Source organism: Nocardioides ginsengisoli, from assembly GCF_039537225.1.
GTDB classification, from domain to species: domain Bacteria; phylum Actinomycetota; class Actinomycetes; order Propionibacteriales; family Nocardioidaceae; genus Nocardioides; species Nocardioides ginsengisoli.
In genome coordinates, this window is the sequence record NZ_BAABAC010000024.1 from 44,445 (window position 1) to 59,579 (window position 15,135).

At 72.1% G+C, this 15,135-nt stretch carries 16 protein-coding genes and 1 pseudogene; 10 read left to right on the forward strand and 7 right to left on the reverse strand.

Annotated elements, in window-relative coordinates:
- Positions 1-29: 29 nt before the first annotated feature.
- From erpA to AB4880_RS13445, 4 genes are all read right to left on the reverse strand, one after another.
- Positions 30-446 carry an iron-sulfur cluster insertion protein ErpA gene (gene erpA / locus AB4880_RS13430; RefSeq protein WP_238408528.1) on the reverse strand — a complete coding sequence of 139 codons (417 nt, stop codon included), beginning with the start codon at positions 444-446 and terminating at the stop codon, positions 30-32.
- A 59-nt stretch (positions 447-505) separates the two neighbouring features.
- Positions 506-1,624 (reverse strand): NAD(P)-dependent alcohol dehydrogenase, encoded by a 1,119-nt coding sequence (locus AB4880_RS13435; protein ID WP_367919719.1) that lies wholly within the window; start codon positions 1,622-1,624, stop codon positions 506-508.
- A 152-nt stretch (positions 1,625-1,776) separates the two neighbouring features.
- The gene (locus AB4880_RS13440) at positions 1,777-2,862 is read right to left on the reverse strand and encodes a glycerate kinase family protein (RefSeq protein ID WP_367919720.1); all 1,086 of its coding nucleotides are present in this window, start codon (positions 2,860-2,862) and stop codon (positions 1,777-1,779) included.
- A gap of 30 nt (positions 2,863-2,892) precedes the next feature.
- Positions 2,893-4,923 (reverse strand): phosphocholine-specific phospholipase C, encoded by a 2,031-nt coding sequence (locus tag AB4880_RS13445; RefSeq protein ID WP_367919721.1) that lies wholly within the window; start codon positions 4,921-4,923, stop codon positions 2,893-2,895.
- A gap of 111 nt (positions 4,924-5,034) precedes the next feature.
- On the opposite strand from AB4880_RS13445, the gene AB4880_RS13450 reads away from it, so the two are divergent.
- Genes AB4880_RS13450 through AB4880_RS13470 form a run of 5 tightly spaced genes read left to right on the forward strand, consistent with a single transcriptional unit; the run spans position 5,035 to position 8,743 of the window.
- Positions 5,035-5,898 carry a GNAT family N-acetyltransferase gene (locus tag AB4880_RS13450; protein ID WP_367919722.1) on the forward strand — a complete coding sequence of 288 codons (864 nt, stop codon included), beginning with the start codon at positions 5,035-5,037 and terminating at the stop codon, positions 5,896-5,898.
- 28 nt (positions 5,899-5,926) lie between these two features.
- Positions 5,927-7,102, forward strand: a complete 1,176-nt coding sequence (gene nadA, locus AB4880_RS13455; protein ID WP_367919723.1) for a quinolinate synthase NadA — start codon at positions 5,927-5,929, stop codon at positions 7,100-7,102.
- The gene (locus tag AB4880_RS13460) at positions 7,095-7,454 is read left to right on the forward strand and encodes a zinc ribbon domain-containing protein YjdM (protein WP_367919724.1); all 360 of its coding nucleotides are present in this window, start codon (positions 7,095-7,097) and stop codon (positions 7,452-7,454) included. Before nadA ends, AB4880_RS13460 begins: the two co-directional genes overlap by 8 nt.
- 1 nt (position 7,455) lies before the next feature.
- Positions 7,456-8,046 carry a DUF3043 domain-containing protein gene (locus AB4880_RS13465; protein WP_367919725.1) on the forward strand — a complete coding sequence of 197 codons (591 nt, stop codon included), beginning with the start codon at positions 7,456-7,458 and terminating at the stop codon, positions 8,044-8,046.
- A gap of 37 nt (positions 8,047-8,083) precedes the next feature.
- Complete coding sequence (locus tag AB4880_RS13470; RefSeq protein WP_367919726.1) at positions 8,084-8,743, forward strand: hypothetical protein; 660 nt, start codon at positions 8,084-8,086, stop codon at positions 8,741-8,743.
- A gap of 4 nt (positions 8,744-8,747) precedes the next feature.
- On the opposite strand, the gene AB4880_RS13475 is transcribed toward AB4880_RS13470, so the two are convergent.
- A complete protein-coding gene (locus AB4880_RS13475) occupies positions 8,748-9,758 on the reverse strand; it encodes an aldo/keto reductase family protein (protein ID WP_367919727.1) in 1,011 nt (336 codons plus the stop codon).
- Between the two features lie 52 nt (positions 9,759-9,810).
- On the opposite strand from AB4880_RS13475, the gene AB4880_RS13480 reads away from it, so the two are divergent.
- The 3 genes from AB4880_RS13480 to AB4880_RS13490 are packed head-to-tail and all read left to right on the forward strand — an operon-like array spanning position 9,811 to position 11,310.
- Positions 9,811-10,341, forward strand: coding sequence for a GNAT family N-acetyltransferase (locus tag AB4880_RS13480; protein WP_367919728.1), 531 nt, complete (start codon positions 9,811-9,813; stop codon positions 10,339-10,341).
- A gap of 4 nt (positions 10,342-10,345) precedes the next feature.
- Complete coding sequence (locus AB4880_RS13485) at positions 10,346-11,008, forward strand: AzlC family ABC transporter permease (RefSeq protein ID WP_367919729.1); 663 nt, start codon at positions 10,346-10,348, stop codon at positions 11,006-11,008.
- Positions 11,005-11,310, forward strand: coding sequence for an AzlD domain-containing protein (locus tag AB4880_RS13490; protein ID WP_367919730.1), 306 nt, complete (start codon positions 11,005-11,007; stop codon positions 11,308-11,310). Before AB4880_RS13485 ends, AB4880_RS13490 begins: the two co-directional genes overlap by 4 nt.
- A 68-nt stretch (positions 11,311-11,378) precedes the next feature.
- On the opposite strand, the gene dapB is transcribed toward AB4880_RS13490, so the two are convergent.
- Positions 11,379-12,161 carry a 4-hydroxy-tetrahydrodipicolinate reductase gene (dapB, locus tag AB4880_RS13495; RefSeq protein WP_367919731.1) on the reverse strand — a complete coding sequence of 261 codons (783 nt, stop codon included), beginning with the start codon at positions 12,159-12,161 and terminating at the stop codon, positions 11,379-11,381.
- 51 nt (positions 12,162-12,212) lie between these two features.
- Here dapB and AB4880_RS13500 point away from each other — a divergent pair, with 51 nt between their 5' ends.
- Complete coding sequence (locus tag AB4880_RS13500) at positions 12,213-12,728, forward strand: class I SAM-dependent methyltransferase (protein WP_367919732.1); 516 nt, start codon at positions 12,213-12,215, stop codon at positions 12,726-12,728.
- 208 nt (positions 12,729-12,936) lie between these two features.
- Entirely contained in the window at positions 12,937-14,709 is a 1,773-nt protein-coding gene (locus AB4880_RS13505; RefSeq protein ID WP_367919733.1) for a BCCT family transporter, read from the forward strand.
- Between the two features lie 208 nt (positions 14,710-14,917).
- On the opposite strand, the pseudogene AB4880_RS13510 reads toward AB4880_RS13505, so the two are convergent.
- Positions 14,918-15,135 (reverse strand): annotated as a pseudogene (locus tag AB4880_RS13510) (insulinase family protein); the annotation flags it as partial.

The following is a 15,135-nucleotide window of genomic DNA, read 5'->3' on the forward strand; positions in this document are numbered from 1 at the left end:
GGCCCCCTCGTGGTCTGCTCGGTGCGGCGTCAGTTGAAGCTGTCGCCGCAGGCGCAGGAACCCGTGGCGTTCGGGTTGTCGATCGTGAAGCCCTGCTTCTCGATGGTGTCGACGAAGTCGATGACCGCACCGTTGAGGTAGGGGACGCTCATCCGGTCGACGACGACGCCCACGCCGTCGAAGTCGGTGACGACGTCGCCGTCGAGGGTGCGCTCGTCGAAGAAGAGCTGGTAGCGCAGGCCCGAGCAGCCACCGGGCTGCACCGAGATGCGCAGGGAGAGGTCGTCGCGACCCTCCTGCTCGAGCAGGCTCTTGACCTTCGTGGCCGCCACCGGGCTCAGGTTGATCTGGTCCTCACGGCGCTCGAAGTCGACCGGCGCCGCGACGGTCGTGGTCGCGCCGGGGGCCTCGTGGCTGTGGCCGCCTCCGCAGCAGCTGTCGCTCATGCTCACTCCAAGGTGTGTCAGGTCGGTATTCGACTAGCCCAATGGTCGCACAGTCGTGGTTATTCCCCCCAGACGAGCACGGGCTTGACCACGGTTCCCGCCTTCGAGTCGGCGACGGCGTCCGCGATCTTCTCGAACGGGTACGTCGTGACCAGGTGGTCGACGTCGAACCGGCCCGCCTCGCGCAGCCCGATCAGCTCGGGGATGGTGACCAGCGGATCGGCCTCCCCCTCGATCGAGGAGCGCACGATCTTGCCGGTCGAGAGCAGGTCGATCGCGTCGATCGTGTACTCCGGGGCACCGAGGCCGAGCGCGACGAGCAGGCCGCGGGCGCGCAGCGAGTGCTGTGCCTGCAGGACGACGGCCGGGATCGCGGTCGTGTCGATCGCGTACGCCGCTCCCCCGCCGGTCAGCGCCTTGACCCGCTCCTCGACCGGCGCGGCGCCCTCCTCGCCCGGGTCGAGCGCGTGTGCGCCGTACCCCTCGGCGATGGCGCGGCGCGCGGGCACCGGGTCGACGGCGACGACGGTCTCGACGCCCCTGCCCCGGGCGGCGGCGACGGCGGCGAGGCCGACCGCGCCGGCGCCGAAGACGACGATCGCCTCGGCGGGCGCCGGGTCGAGCACGTTGAGGACGGTGCCCGCCCCGGTCTGGAACCCGCAGGCGAAGGGGGCCAGCCGGGTCAGGTCGAGGGACTTGTCGACGACGACGCAGTTGTCGGCGTACGCGAGGGCGTGACGGGCGAAGCTGGACTGGCCGAAGAAGCTGCCGAACACGGCCTGGCTGTCGCCGTTCTCCTGGTGACGCTTCATGGTCGTCGAGCCGTCGGCGCGCATGCCCATGTAGTTGAGCAGCAGCGACTGCTCGCAGTAGCCCACGTCGCCGGCCCGGCACGGCCCGCACGAGCGGCACGAGCGGAAGCTGAGGACGACGTGGTCGCCGACCTCGATGCCGCTCACGCCCGAGCCCACCTTCTCGACGACGCCGGTGCCCTCATGCCCCACGACCGTCGGCAGCATCTCCTGCGGCAGCATCGTCGGGACGGTCAGGTCGGTGTGGCACAGGCCCGTCGCCACGATCCGGACGAGGACCTCGTCGTCGCGAGGCTCCTCGAGCTCGACGTCGGCGAGGACGAAGTCGCCACCGGGCTCCTCGACGAGGAATGCAGAAGTCTTCACGCGAGCAACCTAGAACAGGTTTCAGTTCTTGGCGAGGGTCCCGGTCCCTTCGTCTCACCCGGCATCTCGGTCCTGGAACCCACCGATGAGGGACAGAGATGCCGGGTGAGACGCATTCCCGACCCGGCACCGCAACCATGCGGCGCCGAAGCCTAGGCGGACCAGGTGCGCGCGACCCGCGCGGCGAGCTCGGTGAGCGCGCCCGCCGGATCGCCGAAGGCGCGGGTCTCGCCGACCGCGTCGACGAGCGAGTACGCCGCGTCCATGCCCAGCGCCCGCATCTCCCGGGAGCCGACCAGGACCTGACCGGCCAGCGTCACGCACGGCCGCAGCGCCTCCGCGGCGACGGCCGCGACACCGGCCGGGACCTTGCCGGCCCGGCTGCTGTAGTCGAAGGCGCCCTCGCCGGTGATGATCAGGTCGGCCGCGCGAGCCTGGGCGGCGAGGCCGACCGCCTCGGCGACCAGCTCGATGCCCGACACGCGGGTCGCGCCGAGCAGCAGGAGCGCGAAGCCGAGTCCGCCGGCGGCGCCCGCGCCCGGCGCCAGCGCCAACCGGCGGTCGGTGACGGCCGCGAACTGCTCGAGGAAGCCGTCCATCATCACCTGGGTCTCGTCGTCGAGGCCCTTCTGTGCACCGAACGTCTTGGCCGCGCCGAACAGCCCGGTCAGCGGGTTGTCGACGTCGGTGGCCGCGACGATCTCGACGCCGTCGACGAGTCCCTTGGCGATGTCGAGGTCGACCTCGGTGATGCCGTCGAGGAAGATCCCGCCCACGTCGAGGGAGACGTCGGGGTCGGCGTCGAGCGCCGCGAGCAGGCCCGCTCCCCCGTCGATCGTGCCGGTGCCGCCGAGGCCGACGACGACCCGCCGCGCCCCCGCGTTGATCGCGGTGAGCAGCAGCGTGCCGACGCCGACCGTCGTGCCGAACTCGCCGAGGGCCGCCTGTGTGAGGTGGATGCCGCACGCCTGCGCGCTCTCGACGTACGCCGTGTCGTCGACGAGCAGCAGGGTCGCGGGGACCTCGTCGCCCGACGGCGCCTCGACGGTCACCGCCAGGAGGTCTCCCCCCAGCGTCGCGTGCAGGACGTCGACGAAGCCCGGGCCACCGTCGGACATGGGCGCCAGGACGATCTCGTCGTCGGGCGCCTGCCGCCGCCAGCCGGCAGCGATCGCCTCGGCGGCCTCGACCGCCGTGAGCGTGCCCGCGAACTTGTCGGGGGCGACCAGGACTCGCATGCCGACATCATGGCGGATGGGCCCGACAGATCAGCCCAGCTGCGGGTCGCTGGTCGCGGGTCGTCCGGATTCGAGGTGCCCGGCGAGGGTCCGGACGAAGGAGGTTCCGGGGATCGTGACGGTCACGTCGTACCAGCCGCCGCTCGCACGGGTGTCGAGATCGACCCGCCCGGCCCGGACCGTGAGCGGGCCCGCGTAGACGTCGGTCACCGCCACCTCGGCGTCGCCCTGGACGGTGAGGCGCAGCTTGCCGGAGCCCACGCCACCGCCCCGGCTGAGCGGCGCGAGGTCGACGAGCACCCGCTCGGCCTGCGTGCTGCCGGCGAAGCGGCGGAAGAAGCCGTTGGGGCCGTGCAGGTGCACGTCGTAGTCGCCCTGGACCGGCAGCTCGACGTCCAGCCGCTTGCCGGCCTCGACCGTGTAGCTGTGCGGCGTGCCGGCCGGCGCGATCAGCCGGGCCTGGACGTGCGCCCCGAGCGAGCCCTCGTTGACCAGCTGGAGGCGCAGCGGCGCGGCACCCTTCTCGATCACGGACAGGTCGTAGCCGAGCGGCCGCGCAGGCCGCACGCCCGGCTCCTGGGTCGGCATGGTGCCGACGGCCGGCGTCCGCGGGAAGTACGTCGGGTGCCGCTTGCGGTCCTGCGGCGCCATCGCGTCGGTGGCCGGCAGCGCCGGCACGTCGGTGCGGGTGCTCGCGAAGTCGAAGGCGGAGGTCAGGTCGCCCGCGACGGTGCGGCGCCAGGGCGTGATCTGCGGCTCGCGGACGCCGAAGCGCTGCTCGAGGAAGCGCAGCACGGAGGTGTGGTCGAAGGTCTCCGAGCAGACGTAGCCGCCCGTCGTCCACGGCGAGACGACGAACATCGGCACCCGCGGGCCCATGCCGTAGGGGCCGGGCTTGGCCCGCGGGTCGCCGCCCGCGTAGTACTCGTGCTCGGTGCTGACCGTCGACGCGCCGGGCACCAGCGGGCTGTTCGGGATCGGCGGGACGAGGTGGTCGAAGAAGCCGTCGTTCTCGTCGTAGGTGATGAACAGGGCGGTCTTGGCCCACACGTCCGGGTTGGAGGTGAGCGTGTCGAGAACCTTCGAGAGGTACCAGGCGCCGTAGTCGGTCGGCCAGTTCGAGTGCTCGGTGAACGCCTCGGGCGCGGAGATCCACGAGACCTGCGGCAGCCGGTCGGCGGCGACGTCGGCGGCGAGGATCGAGAAGTAGTCCTCGCCGTCGCGGTTGCGGGTGCCGACCCGCGCCTTCTCGTAGAGCGGGTCGCCGGGCTTGGCGTTGCGGTAGGCGTCGAAGTAGAGCAGCGAGGTGTCGCCGTAGTTGCCGATGAAGGCGTCCGACGTCCAGCCCCACGAGCCGGCGGCGTCGAGCCCGGTGCCCTCGTCCTGGTAGACCTTCCACGAGACGCCGGCCTGCTCCAGCCGCTCCGGGTAGGTCTTCCAGCCGTAGCCGCGCTCGTCGTTGTAGAGCACCGGGCCGCCGCCGCGGCCGTCGTTGCCGGTCCAGCCGGTCCACAGGTAGTAGCGGTTGGGGTCGGTGTTGCCGATGAACGAGCAGTGGTAGGCGTCGCAGACCGTGAACGCGTCGGCGAGGGCGTAGTGGAAGAGCGCGTCCTGGCGCTTCAGGTAGGCCATCGTCGCCGCGCCCTTGGCCGGCACCCACTGGTCGTAGTGGCCGGCGTTGACGGCCTTCTGGCCGTCGGGCCACGAGTGCGCGAGCCCCTGGAGGAAGGCGCCGCCGAGGTCGTCGACGTCGGGGTGGAACGGCAGCAGCTCGCCGCCGGACGACGTGGGCTGGTGCCAGACCGACCGGCCCGACGGCAGCTGCACCGGGTGCGGGTCGCCGAAGCCGCGGACGCCGCGCAGCGCGCCGAGGTAGTGGTCGAAGGAGCGGTTCTCCTGCATCAGGATCACCACGTGCTCGATGTCCTTGATCGTGCCGGTACGGCGAGCGGGTGCCACCGCCGCGGCGCGCTCGACGCTGCCGAGGAGGCCGGCAGTGAGGCCGGCGAGCGAGGAGGCTCCGGTGATCTGGAGGAAGCGGCGGCGGTCGAGGTCAACCATCGGGAGGGTGCCTTTCGAGAAGGTTTTCGGGGGCCGGACCACGCTGGCAGCGGCCGTCGAACCGTCGAAAAGGGGAAGGCATCCGGCCGGTGAATGCATAGGGTCGGCCGCGTGCTGATCCGACCGATGACGACCGAGGACGTGCCGACCGCCGAGGCGATCAGCGCCGACGCCTTCCACGCCCTCGACCTCTCCCGGCGCCGCCCCGCCGACCCCGAGCCTCAGCGGCGGGCACCCGCGAACGCGGCGGGCTGGATCGCGCGGACCGAGAAGTTCGTGGCGACCGACCCGGGCGGCTGCTGGGTCGCCGAGGACGACGACGGCGTGCTCGGCTTCGCCACCAGCCTCCGCCGCGAGGACGTGTGGTGCCTGGCGACCTTCGCGGTCCGCCCGGGTCACCAGGGCGGCGGCATCGGCAGCCGGCTGCTGGCGGCCGCGACGGCGTACGGCGTGGGGTGCGAGCGCGGGATGCTCGCGGCGTCGGACGACCCGCGGGCGACGCGGAGCTATCACCGCGCCGGCTTCCGGCTGCACCCGCAGCTGACGCTCACCGGGACCGTCGACCGCTCCGCGCTGCCGGCGGTGACCGGCCTGCGCGACGGCGTACCGGACGACCTGGGATGGATGGACGACCTCGACCGGTCGCTGCGCGGCGGCCCGCACGGCCCCGACCACGAGCCGCTGATGGGCATCTCGCGGCTGGTCGTGGCGGCCGACCGGTCCGGCTACGCCTACACCAACACCGGCGGTCCGGGGCTGATCGCCGCCCGCGACGAGGCGACCGCGCGGACCCTGCTGTGGGAGTGCCTGGCCGGCACCGAGGGGCGCGCCGAGGTGGCCCACGTGACGGTCGCCAACGACTGGGCGGTCGACGTCGGGATCGCGGCTCGGCTCGACCTGGCGACCCGCGGCTATCTGGGGCTGCGCGGGATGGCGCCGCCGGCGCCGTACGTCCACCACGGGGCGGTGCTGTAGCCCGCGACGTCCCAACTACGATGAGGCCATGACGACCGTGGATCTTCCACTGCTGCCGCTCGGCCGGGGCACCGACCCACTGTCCGAGCGCGGCGTCGAGTGCCCGGGCGACCTGCCCGCCCCCTCGGACCCCGACCTGGTGGCGCGCGCCCTCGCGGCCAAGGAGAAGCTCGGCGACCGGCTCTTCGTGCTGGGTCACCACTACCAGCGCGACGAGGTCATCCAGTTCGCCGACGTCACGGGCGACTCCTTCAAGCTCGCGCGCGACGCGGCCGCCCGGCCCGACGCGGAGTTCATCGTCTTCTGCGGCGTGCACTTCATGGCCGAGTCGGCCGACATCCTCACCGGGCCGCAGCAGCAGGTGATCCTGCCCGACCTCGCGGCCGGCTGCTCGATGGCCGACATGGCGCGCATCGCCCAGGTCGAGCGGGCGTGGGACGCGCTGGCCGCGGCCGGCGTCCAGGACGTCGTCGTCCCGGTCACCTACATGAACTCCAGCGCCGCGATCAAGGCGTTCTGCGGCCGCAACGGCGGCGTCGTCTGCACCTCGTCCAACGCCGAGGTCGCGCTCGACTGGGCGTTCGAGCAGAAGGGGCCCGACACCAAGGTCCTCTTCCTGCCCGACCAGCACCTGGGCCGCAACACCGCGGTCCTGCAGCTCGGCTACTCCCTCGACGAGTGCGTCGTGTGGAACCCGATGCTCCCGGGCGGCGGCCTGACCGCCGAGGAGCTCGCGAACGCGAAGATGATCCTGTGGAAGGGCCACTGCTCGGTCCACGGGCGCTTCTCCGCCGACGTCATCGACGAGCTGCGCGCCAAGGTCGACGACCTCAACGTGATCGTGCACCCCGAGTGCCAGCACGAGGTGGTCCTCAAGGCCGACCTGGTGGGCTCGACCGAGTTCATCATCAAGACCATCGAGGCGGCCCCGGCCGGCTCGAGCTGGGCGATCGGCACCGAGCTCAACCTGGTCCAGCGGCTGGCCGACGCCCACCCCGACAAGAACATCATGTTCCTCGACCGCAACGTCTGCTACTGCTCGACGATGAATCGGATCGACCTCCCCCACTTCGTGTGGGCGCTGGAGAACCTGGTCGAGGGCGTCGTCGTCAACCGGATCGAGGTCGACCCGCAGACCGAGGCCGACGCGCTCGCCGCGCTGCAGCGGATGCTCGACCTCCCGGGGAAGTCGCACCGTGACTGACAGCCTCCCCGCCTGCCCCGAGTGCGGCGGCGAGTACACCTACGAGATGGGCGAGCTGATGGTCTGCCCGGAGTGCGCCCACGAGTGGTCGCCGACCGAGGCGGCCTCCGCGGCCGCCGAGGCCGCGGCCGCCGGCGTGATCCGCGACGCCAACGGCAACCCGCTCGCCGACGGTGACGACGTCATCGTCGTCAAGGACCTGCCGGTCAAGGGCGCGCCCAAGCCGATCAAGTCCGGTACGAAGGTCCGCAGCATCCGTCTGGTCGCCGGCGTCGGCGACCACGACATCGACTGCAAGGTCGACGGCTTCGGACCGATGCAGCTGAAGTCCAGCCTGGTCAGGAAGGCCTAGCGTGTTCAAGCGCACCAAGTCCCCCGCCGCTCCCACCGCGGAGCAGGCGACCGCCAAGCCCGGCGGCAAGGGCCGCCCGACGCCGACCCGCAAGGAGGCCGAGGCGGCCGCGCGGGCGCGCAACAAGGCGCCGCGTGACAAGCGCGAGCTGGCCAAGAAGCAGCGCGAGCACCGCACCGAGCAGAGCCGCAAGATCCGCCAGGGCATGAAGTCCGGCGACGAGCGCTACTTCCTGCCGCGCGACAAGGGCCGGGTCCGCCGGTTCATCCGTGACTACGTCGACGCCCGATTCTCCATCGTCGAGATGGTCATCCCGCTGATGATCGTGGGCCTGCTGCTCGGCTACACCGGCCAGTCGGCGCTGGTCCAGGCGAGCAGCATGGTGCTGCTCGCGACCGTGCTCTTCGTGGTCGGCGACATGCTGCTGCTGCGCTTCAAGCTGCGCCGCGAGCTCAAGCGCCGCTTCCCCGACGAGTCGCTCAAGGGGACGACCTACTACGCGCTGACCCGGGCGATGCAGATGAAGTTCATGCGCCTGCCCAAGGCGCGGGTCAAGATCGGCCAGCCGCTGCCCGAGGACTACGACAAGTAGGGACACCGCGGACCAAGCAAGGGGTAGGTTGCCCCGCGTGAAGGTCATCACAGCGCTGCACACCCCCCAGCCCGGCGCCGCCCTGCTCGACCCCGCCTTCCGCGCGGACGTCGCCGCAGCGGGCGCCACCCGGCTCCAGGTCAACCTCGACGACGACGCCGTCGCCCCCGCCATGCGCTTCGGGCCCGGCGCGCCGATCACCGCGGTGGTCAGCGCGTGGGACGCCGACGCAGCCGCCCTCCTCGACGTCGTACGGCGACTCGACCCGGACACCGACGCCTGGCGGGTCGACGAGCGCGAGCCGCTCGTGCCGCCCGCCGTACCCGACGGCGAGCGGAGCGACGCCCTCGCCAACTGGGCGTTCCTGCGCCGCCCGGTCGCGATGGAGCACGACGCGTGGCTGCAGGACTGGCTCGAGCGGCACACCCCGGTGGCGATCGACACCCAGGGCACCTTCGGCTATGCCCAGCACCCCGTCGTCGAGCACCTCACGCCCGGCGGCCGCGACGTGGCCGGGATCGTCGAGGAGCTCTTCCCGATGGCCGCGATGAGCGACCACCACGCCTTCTACGGCAGCGGCGGCGACGAGGAGGAGTTCCAGCGCCGGTTCACGACGCTGATGGAGAGCTGTGCCCTCTTCGGCGCCACCGACGGGCTCGACCTGGTGCCGACCAGCCGCTACCGCTTCGAGCTCTGAGGCCTCAGCCGAGGATCTCCGAGCGCCGCGGCGAGCGGGTCAGCGACGGGTCGGTGGTGACCACGCCGTCGAGCGCCGCGTCGATCGCGGCCAGCGTGTCGGCGTCCAGGCGGACGCCGGCGGCCTTGACGTTCTCGGTGACCTGCTCTGGGCGACTGGCCCCGATGATCGCTGCGGAGACGTTGTCGTTCTGCAGCACCCAGGCGACGGCGAGCTGGGCGAGCGAGAGACCCGCCTCGTCGGCGATCGGCTTCAGCCGCTGGACCCGCTCGAGGACGTCGTCGCGCAGCCACCGGCTGATGTCGTTGGCGCCGCCCTTGTCGTCGGTGGCGCGGGAGCCGGCCGGCGGCGGCTGACCCGGCAGGTACTTGCCGGTGAGCACGCCCTGCGCGATCGGTGACCAGACGATCTGGCCGAGGCCGAGCTCCTTCGAGGTCGGGACCACCTCGGCCTCGATGACCCGCCAGAGCATGGAGTACTGCGGCTGGTTGGACACCAGCGGCACGCGCAGCTCACGAGCCAGCGACGCCGCCGCCCGGATCTCCTCGGCCCGCCACTCCGAGACGCCGATGTAGAGCGCCTTGCCCGCGCGGACGACGTCCGCGAACGCGAGCATCGTCTCCTCGAGCGGCGTCTCGTGGTCGTAGCGGTGGGCCTGGTAGAGGTCGACGTAGTCGGTGCCGAGGCGACGCAGTGAGCCGTCGATCGACTCCATGATGTGCTTGCGGGAGAGGCCGTGGTCGTTGTGCCTGCCGGGGCCGGTCGGCCAGAAGACCTTGGTGAAGATCTCGAGCCCCTCGCGCCGCTCCCCCGCCAGCGCCTTGCCGAGGACCGTCTCGGCCGCGGTGTTGGCGTAGACGTCGGCGGTGTCGAAGGTGGTGATGCCCTCGTCGAGCGCACGTCGGACGCAGGACAGGGCGGCGTCCTCCTCGACCTGCGAGCCGTGGGTGATCCAGTTGCCGTAGGCGATGGCCGAGATGCGAAGGCCACTGGCTCCGAGGTTGCGAATCTCCATGCCTCGACCCTAGGGGGTGTTGCCACATCGGCGCCCTGACAAGATGGCGGGCATGGTCGTTGCTGACGTCTCGGTCCGGGTCGCATGGCCGGCGGACGCCGCCGGGATCGCGGGCGTGCAGCTGCGCTCCTGGCGGGCCCGGTACGACGACGGTGTCGCCGCCGAGCACGGCCTCGACGCCGACGCGCTCGCGGCCGCCTGGCGCCAGTCGCTGTCGCGCCCGCCGGAGGCCCGGCACCGCGCGATGGTCGCCCTGGCGGCCGACCGGGTCGTCGGCTTCGCGCTGACCGGCCCCAACACCGACCCCGACGCCGACCCCGCCGCCGACGGCGAGATGGCCGAGTTCACGGTCGATCCCGAGCAGACGCGCGGCGGACACGGCTCGCGGCTGCTGCAGGCGTGCGTCGACACGCTCGCGGCCGACGGGTTCACGCGGGCGGTGTGCTGGGCGGACGCCGCCGACGACGTCGTCCGGGCGTTCCTGACCAGCGCAGGCTGGGCGGCCGACGGCGCGAGCCGCGAGCTGGCCGACGAGTCGGGCGCGACGGTCAAGCAGGTCCGGCTCCACACCGCTCTGGTGTGAGGCCGTGACGCAGCATGTCCGGCGCGCCGTCCTACGAGACAGCCTCGGGGTCGCGATCGCCACGGGGACCTATGGCCTGAGCTTCGGTGCCGTCGGCGTCGCCTCGGGGCTGAGCGTGGCGCAGAGCTGCGCGCTGTCGCTGGTGATGTTCACGGGCGCCTCGCAGTTCGCGCTCGTGGGCGTGCTCGGGTCGGGCGGGACGCCGGTCGCCGGCGCGCTGGCCGCGCTTCTCCTCGGCACCCGCAACACCCTCTACGGGCTGCGCCTGGCCCCGCTGCTGGGCTTCCGGGGCTGGCGGCGCGCCGCGGCCGCGCACGTGCTCATCGACGAGTCGACCGCGATGAGCGTCACCCGGCCCGACCGGGCGCTGGCCCGGACCGGCTTCCTCACCACCGGCGCGACGATCTTCGTGCTCTGGAACCTCACCACGCTGGTCGGCGCGCTCGCCGGCGAGCTGATCGGCGACCCGCGCGACCTCGGCCTCGACGCCGCCGTCGGGGCCGCCTTCCTCGCGCTGCTGTGGCCGCGCCTCACCACCCCGCTGCTCCGGATCGTCGCGGTGCTCGCGGCGCTCGTCGCGGCCGGCGCGATCACCCTCACCCCGGCGGGCGTGCCGGTGCTGATGGCGGCGGGCGTCGCCGTACTGGTGGGGGTGCTGGGGCGATGATCTGGTGGGCCGTCCTCGGCGCCGGCGTCGGCTGCTACCTGCTCAAGCTCGCCGGCCTCTCCGTTCCCGCCCGGGTGCTCGGCAACCCGGTCGTCGCCCGGATCGCCGACCTGATCCCGGTCGCGCTGCTCGCGGCCCTGGTCACGGTGCAGGTGCTCGCCGCGCCCGAGGGGCGGGCGCTGGTGCTCGACGCACGGGTGCTGGCGCTGGGCGTGGCCGTCGTCCTGCTGGTGCTGCGGGCGCCGTTCCTCGTCGTCGTGTTCGGCTCGGCGGCCGCGGCAGCCCTGATCAGGCTGATCTGACCCCCGTCGTACCGGACGTTTTGGTCGCGAAATCGCCGATTTCGCGACCCAAACGTCCGGTACGACGCTCAGTCGAGGTCGAGGAAGTGCTCGAGGCCCACGGTCAGCCCCGGGAAATCGCCGATCCGCCGCACGCCCGTCAGCACGCCCGGCGTGAACGACACCCGGTCGAGCGAGTCGTGGCGGATGGTCAGCGTCTCCCCCAGGCCGCCCAGGATGACCTCCTGATGCGCGACCAGGCCGCGGATCCGCAGGCCGTGGACGCGGACGCCCTCGACGTCGGCGCCGCGGGCGCCCTCGAGGCCGGTGCTGGTGGCGTCGGGGATGGGCGGGCTGCCGGCCTCGCGGCGGGCGGCCGCGATCAGCTCCGCCGTACGACGGGCGGTGCCGCTCGGCGCGTCGGCCTTGGTCGGGTGGTGCAGCTCGACGACCTCGACGGACTCGAAGAAGGGCGCGGCGATGGCGGAGAACCGCATCATCAAGATCGCGCCGATCGAGAAGTTGGGGGCGATCAGGACGCCGGTGCCCGGGTGGTCGCCGAGCCAGCCGCGCAGCGTGTCGAGGCGGCCCTCGTCGAAGCCGGTGGTGCCGACGACGGCGTGGATGCCGTTGTCGATGCAGTAGCGCAGGTTGTCCATCACCACGTCGGGATGGGTGAAGTCCACGACCACCTGGGTGCCGGACTCGCTCAGCGCGGCGATCGGGTCGCCGGCGTCGACACCGACGGTGAAGTCGAGATCCGCCGCCCCCTCGACCGCCTTGACGACCTCGCCGCCCACCTTGCCGCGGGCGCCCAGCACCCCGACTCGGAGCCGATCCCCGACCGCGTTCTCCGCGACACGTGCGTTCACGGGACCAAGGTAGTGCGTCACCTCCGGCGGCGTTCTGGCAGGCTGACCCCCATGGTGAACAAGATCCCGGCCCGGATCCGGTGGGCGGTGGACTTCATGGACGTCCAGCCCAACGATCATGTGCTGGAGATCGGCTGCGGGAATGGCGCCGCTGCCGACCTCATCTGCCGACGGCTCGAGGGCAAGGGCAAGATGTTCGCCATCGACCGCTCCGAGGCTGGTGTCGACCGCACGAAGGCCCGCTGCGCCGCCCACATCGAGGCCGGCAAGCTGACCGTGCGCCAGATCGACCTGGCCACGCTCCGGGTGCCCGTCAAGCGGCTGACGAAGGTCTTCGCGTTCGACGTCAACCTGTTCTGGGTGCGCGACGCCAAGGAGGAGATCGCGCTCCTCCACGAGCGGCTGATGCCGGGCGGCTCGGTCAACCTCTTCTTCGACACCACCCGCCCCGAGCAGGTGTCGGACATCCTCGCCAAGGCCTCCGAGCAGCTGCGCGACGGCGGCTTCCGGGTCTACATCGTCGACTCCAAGATGCCGCCGGTGATCGGCATCATCGGGCGCCGCTGAGCGCTGTCTCACACCGCTGCGCCGTCCCGCCGATTGGCCGGGACGGCGTTGTCTGTGTTTAACCTGGAAGAGCAGCATGCCCGCTCCCGGGCTGTCCTGTCTCTCGGATAACGACCCCTTCGGGGGTCATCACACACCACTCCGCGTTGCTGGATGACTCGGACGGGGGCATGCGCACGGACCGTGCGTGAGAGACCCCAGGAGTGACGTGACCAGTACGACGAGCACGAACCACCACCCCCGAGCCAGCGAGCTCGCGGAGGCCCTGTCCAGCCCGGCCGCGGACGTCGTGCCGCACCCGGCCCTCGACGTGGCCGTCGAGGCCGACGAGCCCGAGCGCCGCGGCATCGACCCGATCGTCTTCGGCTTCGCCGCGGCGGTCAGCATCGCCTTCGTGGTGTGGGGCCTGGTCGACACGCCGTCCCTCGGCTCGGCGTCCGGCAAGGCGCTCGACTGGGTGATGACCAACACCGGCTGGCTGTTCGTGCTGGCGACGAGCGGATTCGTCGTCTTCGTGATCTGGCTGGCCCTCAGCAAGTACGGCGCCATCCCGCTCGGCCGCGACGACGAGGAGCCGGAGTTCAAGACCGTCTCCTGGGTGGCGATGATGTTCAGCGCGGGCATGGGCATCGGCCTGATGTTCTACGGCGTCTCCGAGCCGTTGTCGCACTTCGTCACCGCGCCGCCGGGCACGTCCGGCGCCGACGACGAGGCCGCCAAGACGGCGATGGCCACGACGATGTTCCACTGGACCCTCCACCCGTGGGCCGTCTACGCCGTCGTCGGCCTCGCGATCGCCTACGGCGTCTACCGCAAGGGCCGCGTCCAGCTGATCTCGGCGGCCTTCGCCCCGATCCTCGGCCGCCACGCGTCCGGCGGCGCCGGCAGGGTCATCGACATGTTCGCGATCTTCGCGACCCTCTTCGGCTCGGCCACCTCGCTCGGCCTGGGCGCGCTGCAGATCAGCAGCGGCCTCGAGATCGTCGGCGACGTCGGTCCGCTCGGCAACGCGGCGCTGATCGCCATCATCACCGTGCTGACCATCGCGTTCGTGCTGTCGGCCGTGTCCGGCGTCGCCCGCGGCATCCAGTGGCTCTCCAACATCAACATGGTGCTCGCCGTGGCCCTGGCCCTGTTCGTCTTCGTGGTCGGCCCGACCGTGTTCATCCTCAACCTGGTGCCGACCTCGCTGGGCAGCTATGTCCAGGACCTCGCCATGATGGCCGCCCGCACCGGCGCCGAGGGCCCCGACACCGAGGCCTGGCTGAGCTCGTGGACGGTCTTCTACTGGGCCTGGTGGCTGTCCTGGACGCCGTTCGTCGGCATGTTCGTCGCCCGGATCTCCCGCGGCCGCACGATCCGCCAGTTCGTCGCCGGCGTGCTCCTCGTGCCGAGTGTCGTCAGCGTGCTGTGGTTCTGCATCCTCGGCGGCACCGCCATCGACCTGCAGCGCACCGGCACCGACATCGCCGGCGCCGACGGCATCGAGGCGCAGCTGTTCGGCACCCTCGACGCCCTGCCGCTCGCGACGATCGCCAGCGTCCTGGTGATGGTCCTGGTCGCGATCTTCTTCGTGTCCGGCGCCGACGCCGCCTCGATCGTGATGGGCAGCCTGTCCGAGCGCGGTACGACGGAGCCCCGCCGCTGGCTGGTCATCTTCTGGGGCGTCGCCACCGGCGCGGTCGCCGCGGTGATGCTCCTCGCCGGCGGCGAGGACGCCCTCACCGGGCTGCAGACGATCACCATCGTCGCGGCGCTGCCGTTCGTGGTGATCATGATCGGGCTCGCCGCGGCGCTGGTCAGCGACCTGCGCCGCGACCCGCTCGTCGTCCGCCGCAAGTACGGCGAGCAGGCGGTCGAGCAGGCGGTCATCGCCGGCGTCACCGAGCACGGCGACGACTTCGCGCTCACCATCGAGCACGCCGAGCCGGAGCCCGTCGTCGAGCCCACCGTGGAGCCCGCGCACCCGACCGACGCCTGAGCCACCCAGGCGTCGGTCATCGCGCGGAGCGCGGCCGACACAGCGCAGGGAGCGAGGCACGAGCGACCGGAGCGACGGAGGCGCGCTTCGCGCGAGCCGACCGTCCGGCCGCCCGTCCACCTCGCTCCCCGCGGCGAACCACCGCGGCGAACCACCGCGGCGCGGCAGCGCGGCGCGAGGCACGAGCGACGCGCTCGCGCCATCCAGCTCAGGCCGGTCCGACGACCGCGAGGAGCTCGGGCCGGCTGAAGACCTCGGCGGCGATCTCGCGCACCTCGTCGACGGTGACGCTCTCGATCCGGGAGATCACCTCGTCGATGCCGAGGACCTCCCCGTTGACGAGCTCGTTCTTGCCCAGCCGCATCATCCGCGAGCCGGAGTCCTCCAGGCCCAGGATCATGCCGCCGACGAGCTGGCCCTTGCCGC

Coding starts and splice junctions, on each gene's coding strand:
- AB4880_RS13480 (WP_367919728.1), top strand. CDS start 9,811: ATGGTCGTTGCTGACGTCTCGGTCCGGGTCGCATGGCCGGCGGACGCC.
- erpA (WP_238408528.1), bottom strand. CDS start 446: ATGAGCGACAGCTGCTGCGGAGGCGGCCACAGCCACGAGGCCCCCGGC.
- AB4880_RS13475 (WP_367919727.1), bottom strand. CDS start 9,758: ATGGAGATTCGCAACCTCGGAGCCAGTGGCCTTCGCATCTCGGCCATC.
- AB4880_RS13440 (WP_367919720.1), bottom strand. CDS start 2,862: ATGCGAGTCCTGGTCGCCCCCGACAAGTTCGCGGGCACGCTCACGGCG.
- nadA (WP_367919723.1), top strand. CDS start 5,927: ATGACGACCGTGGATCTTCCACTGCTGCCGCTCGGCCGGGGCACCGAC.
- AB4880_RS13445 (WP_367919721.1), bottom strand. CDS start 4,923: ATGGTTGACCTCGACCGCCGCCGCTTCCTCCAGATCACCGGAGCCTCC.
- AB4880_RS13490 (WP_367919730.1), top strand. CDS start 11,005: ATGATCTGGTGGGCCGTCCTCGGCGCCGGCGTCGGCTGCTACCTGCTC.
- AB4880_RS13500 (WP_367919732.1), top strand. CDS start 12,213: ATGGTGAACAAGATCCCGGCCCGGATCCGGTGGGCGGTGGACTTCATG.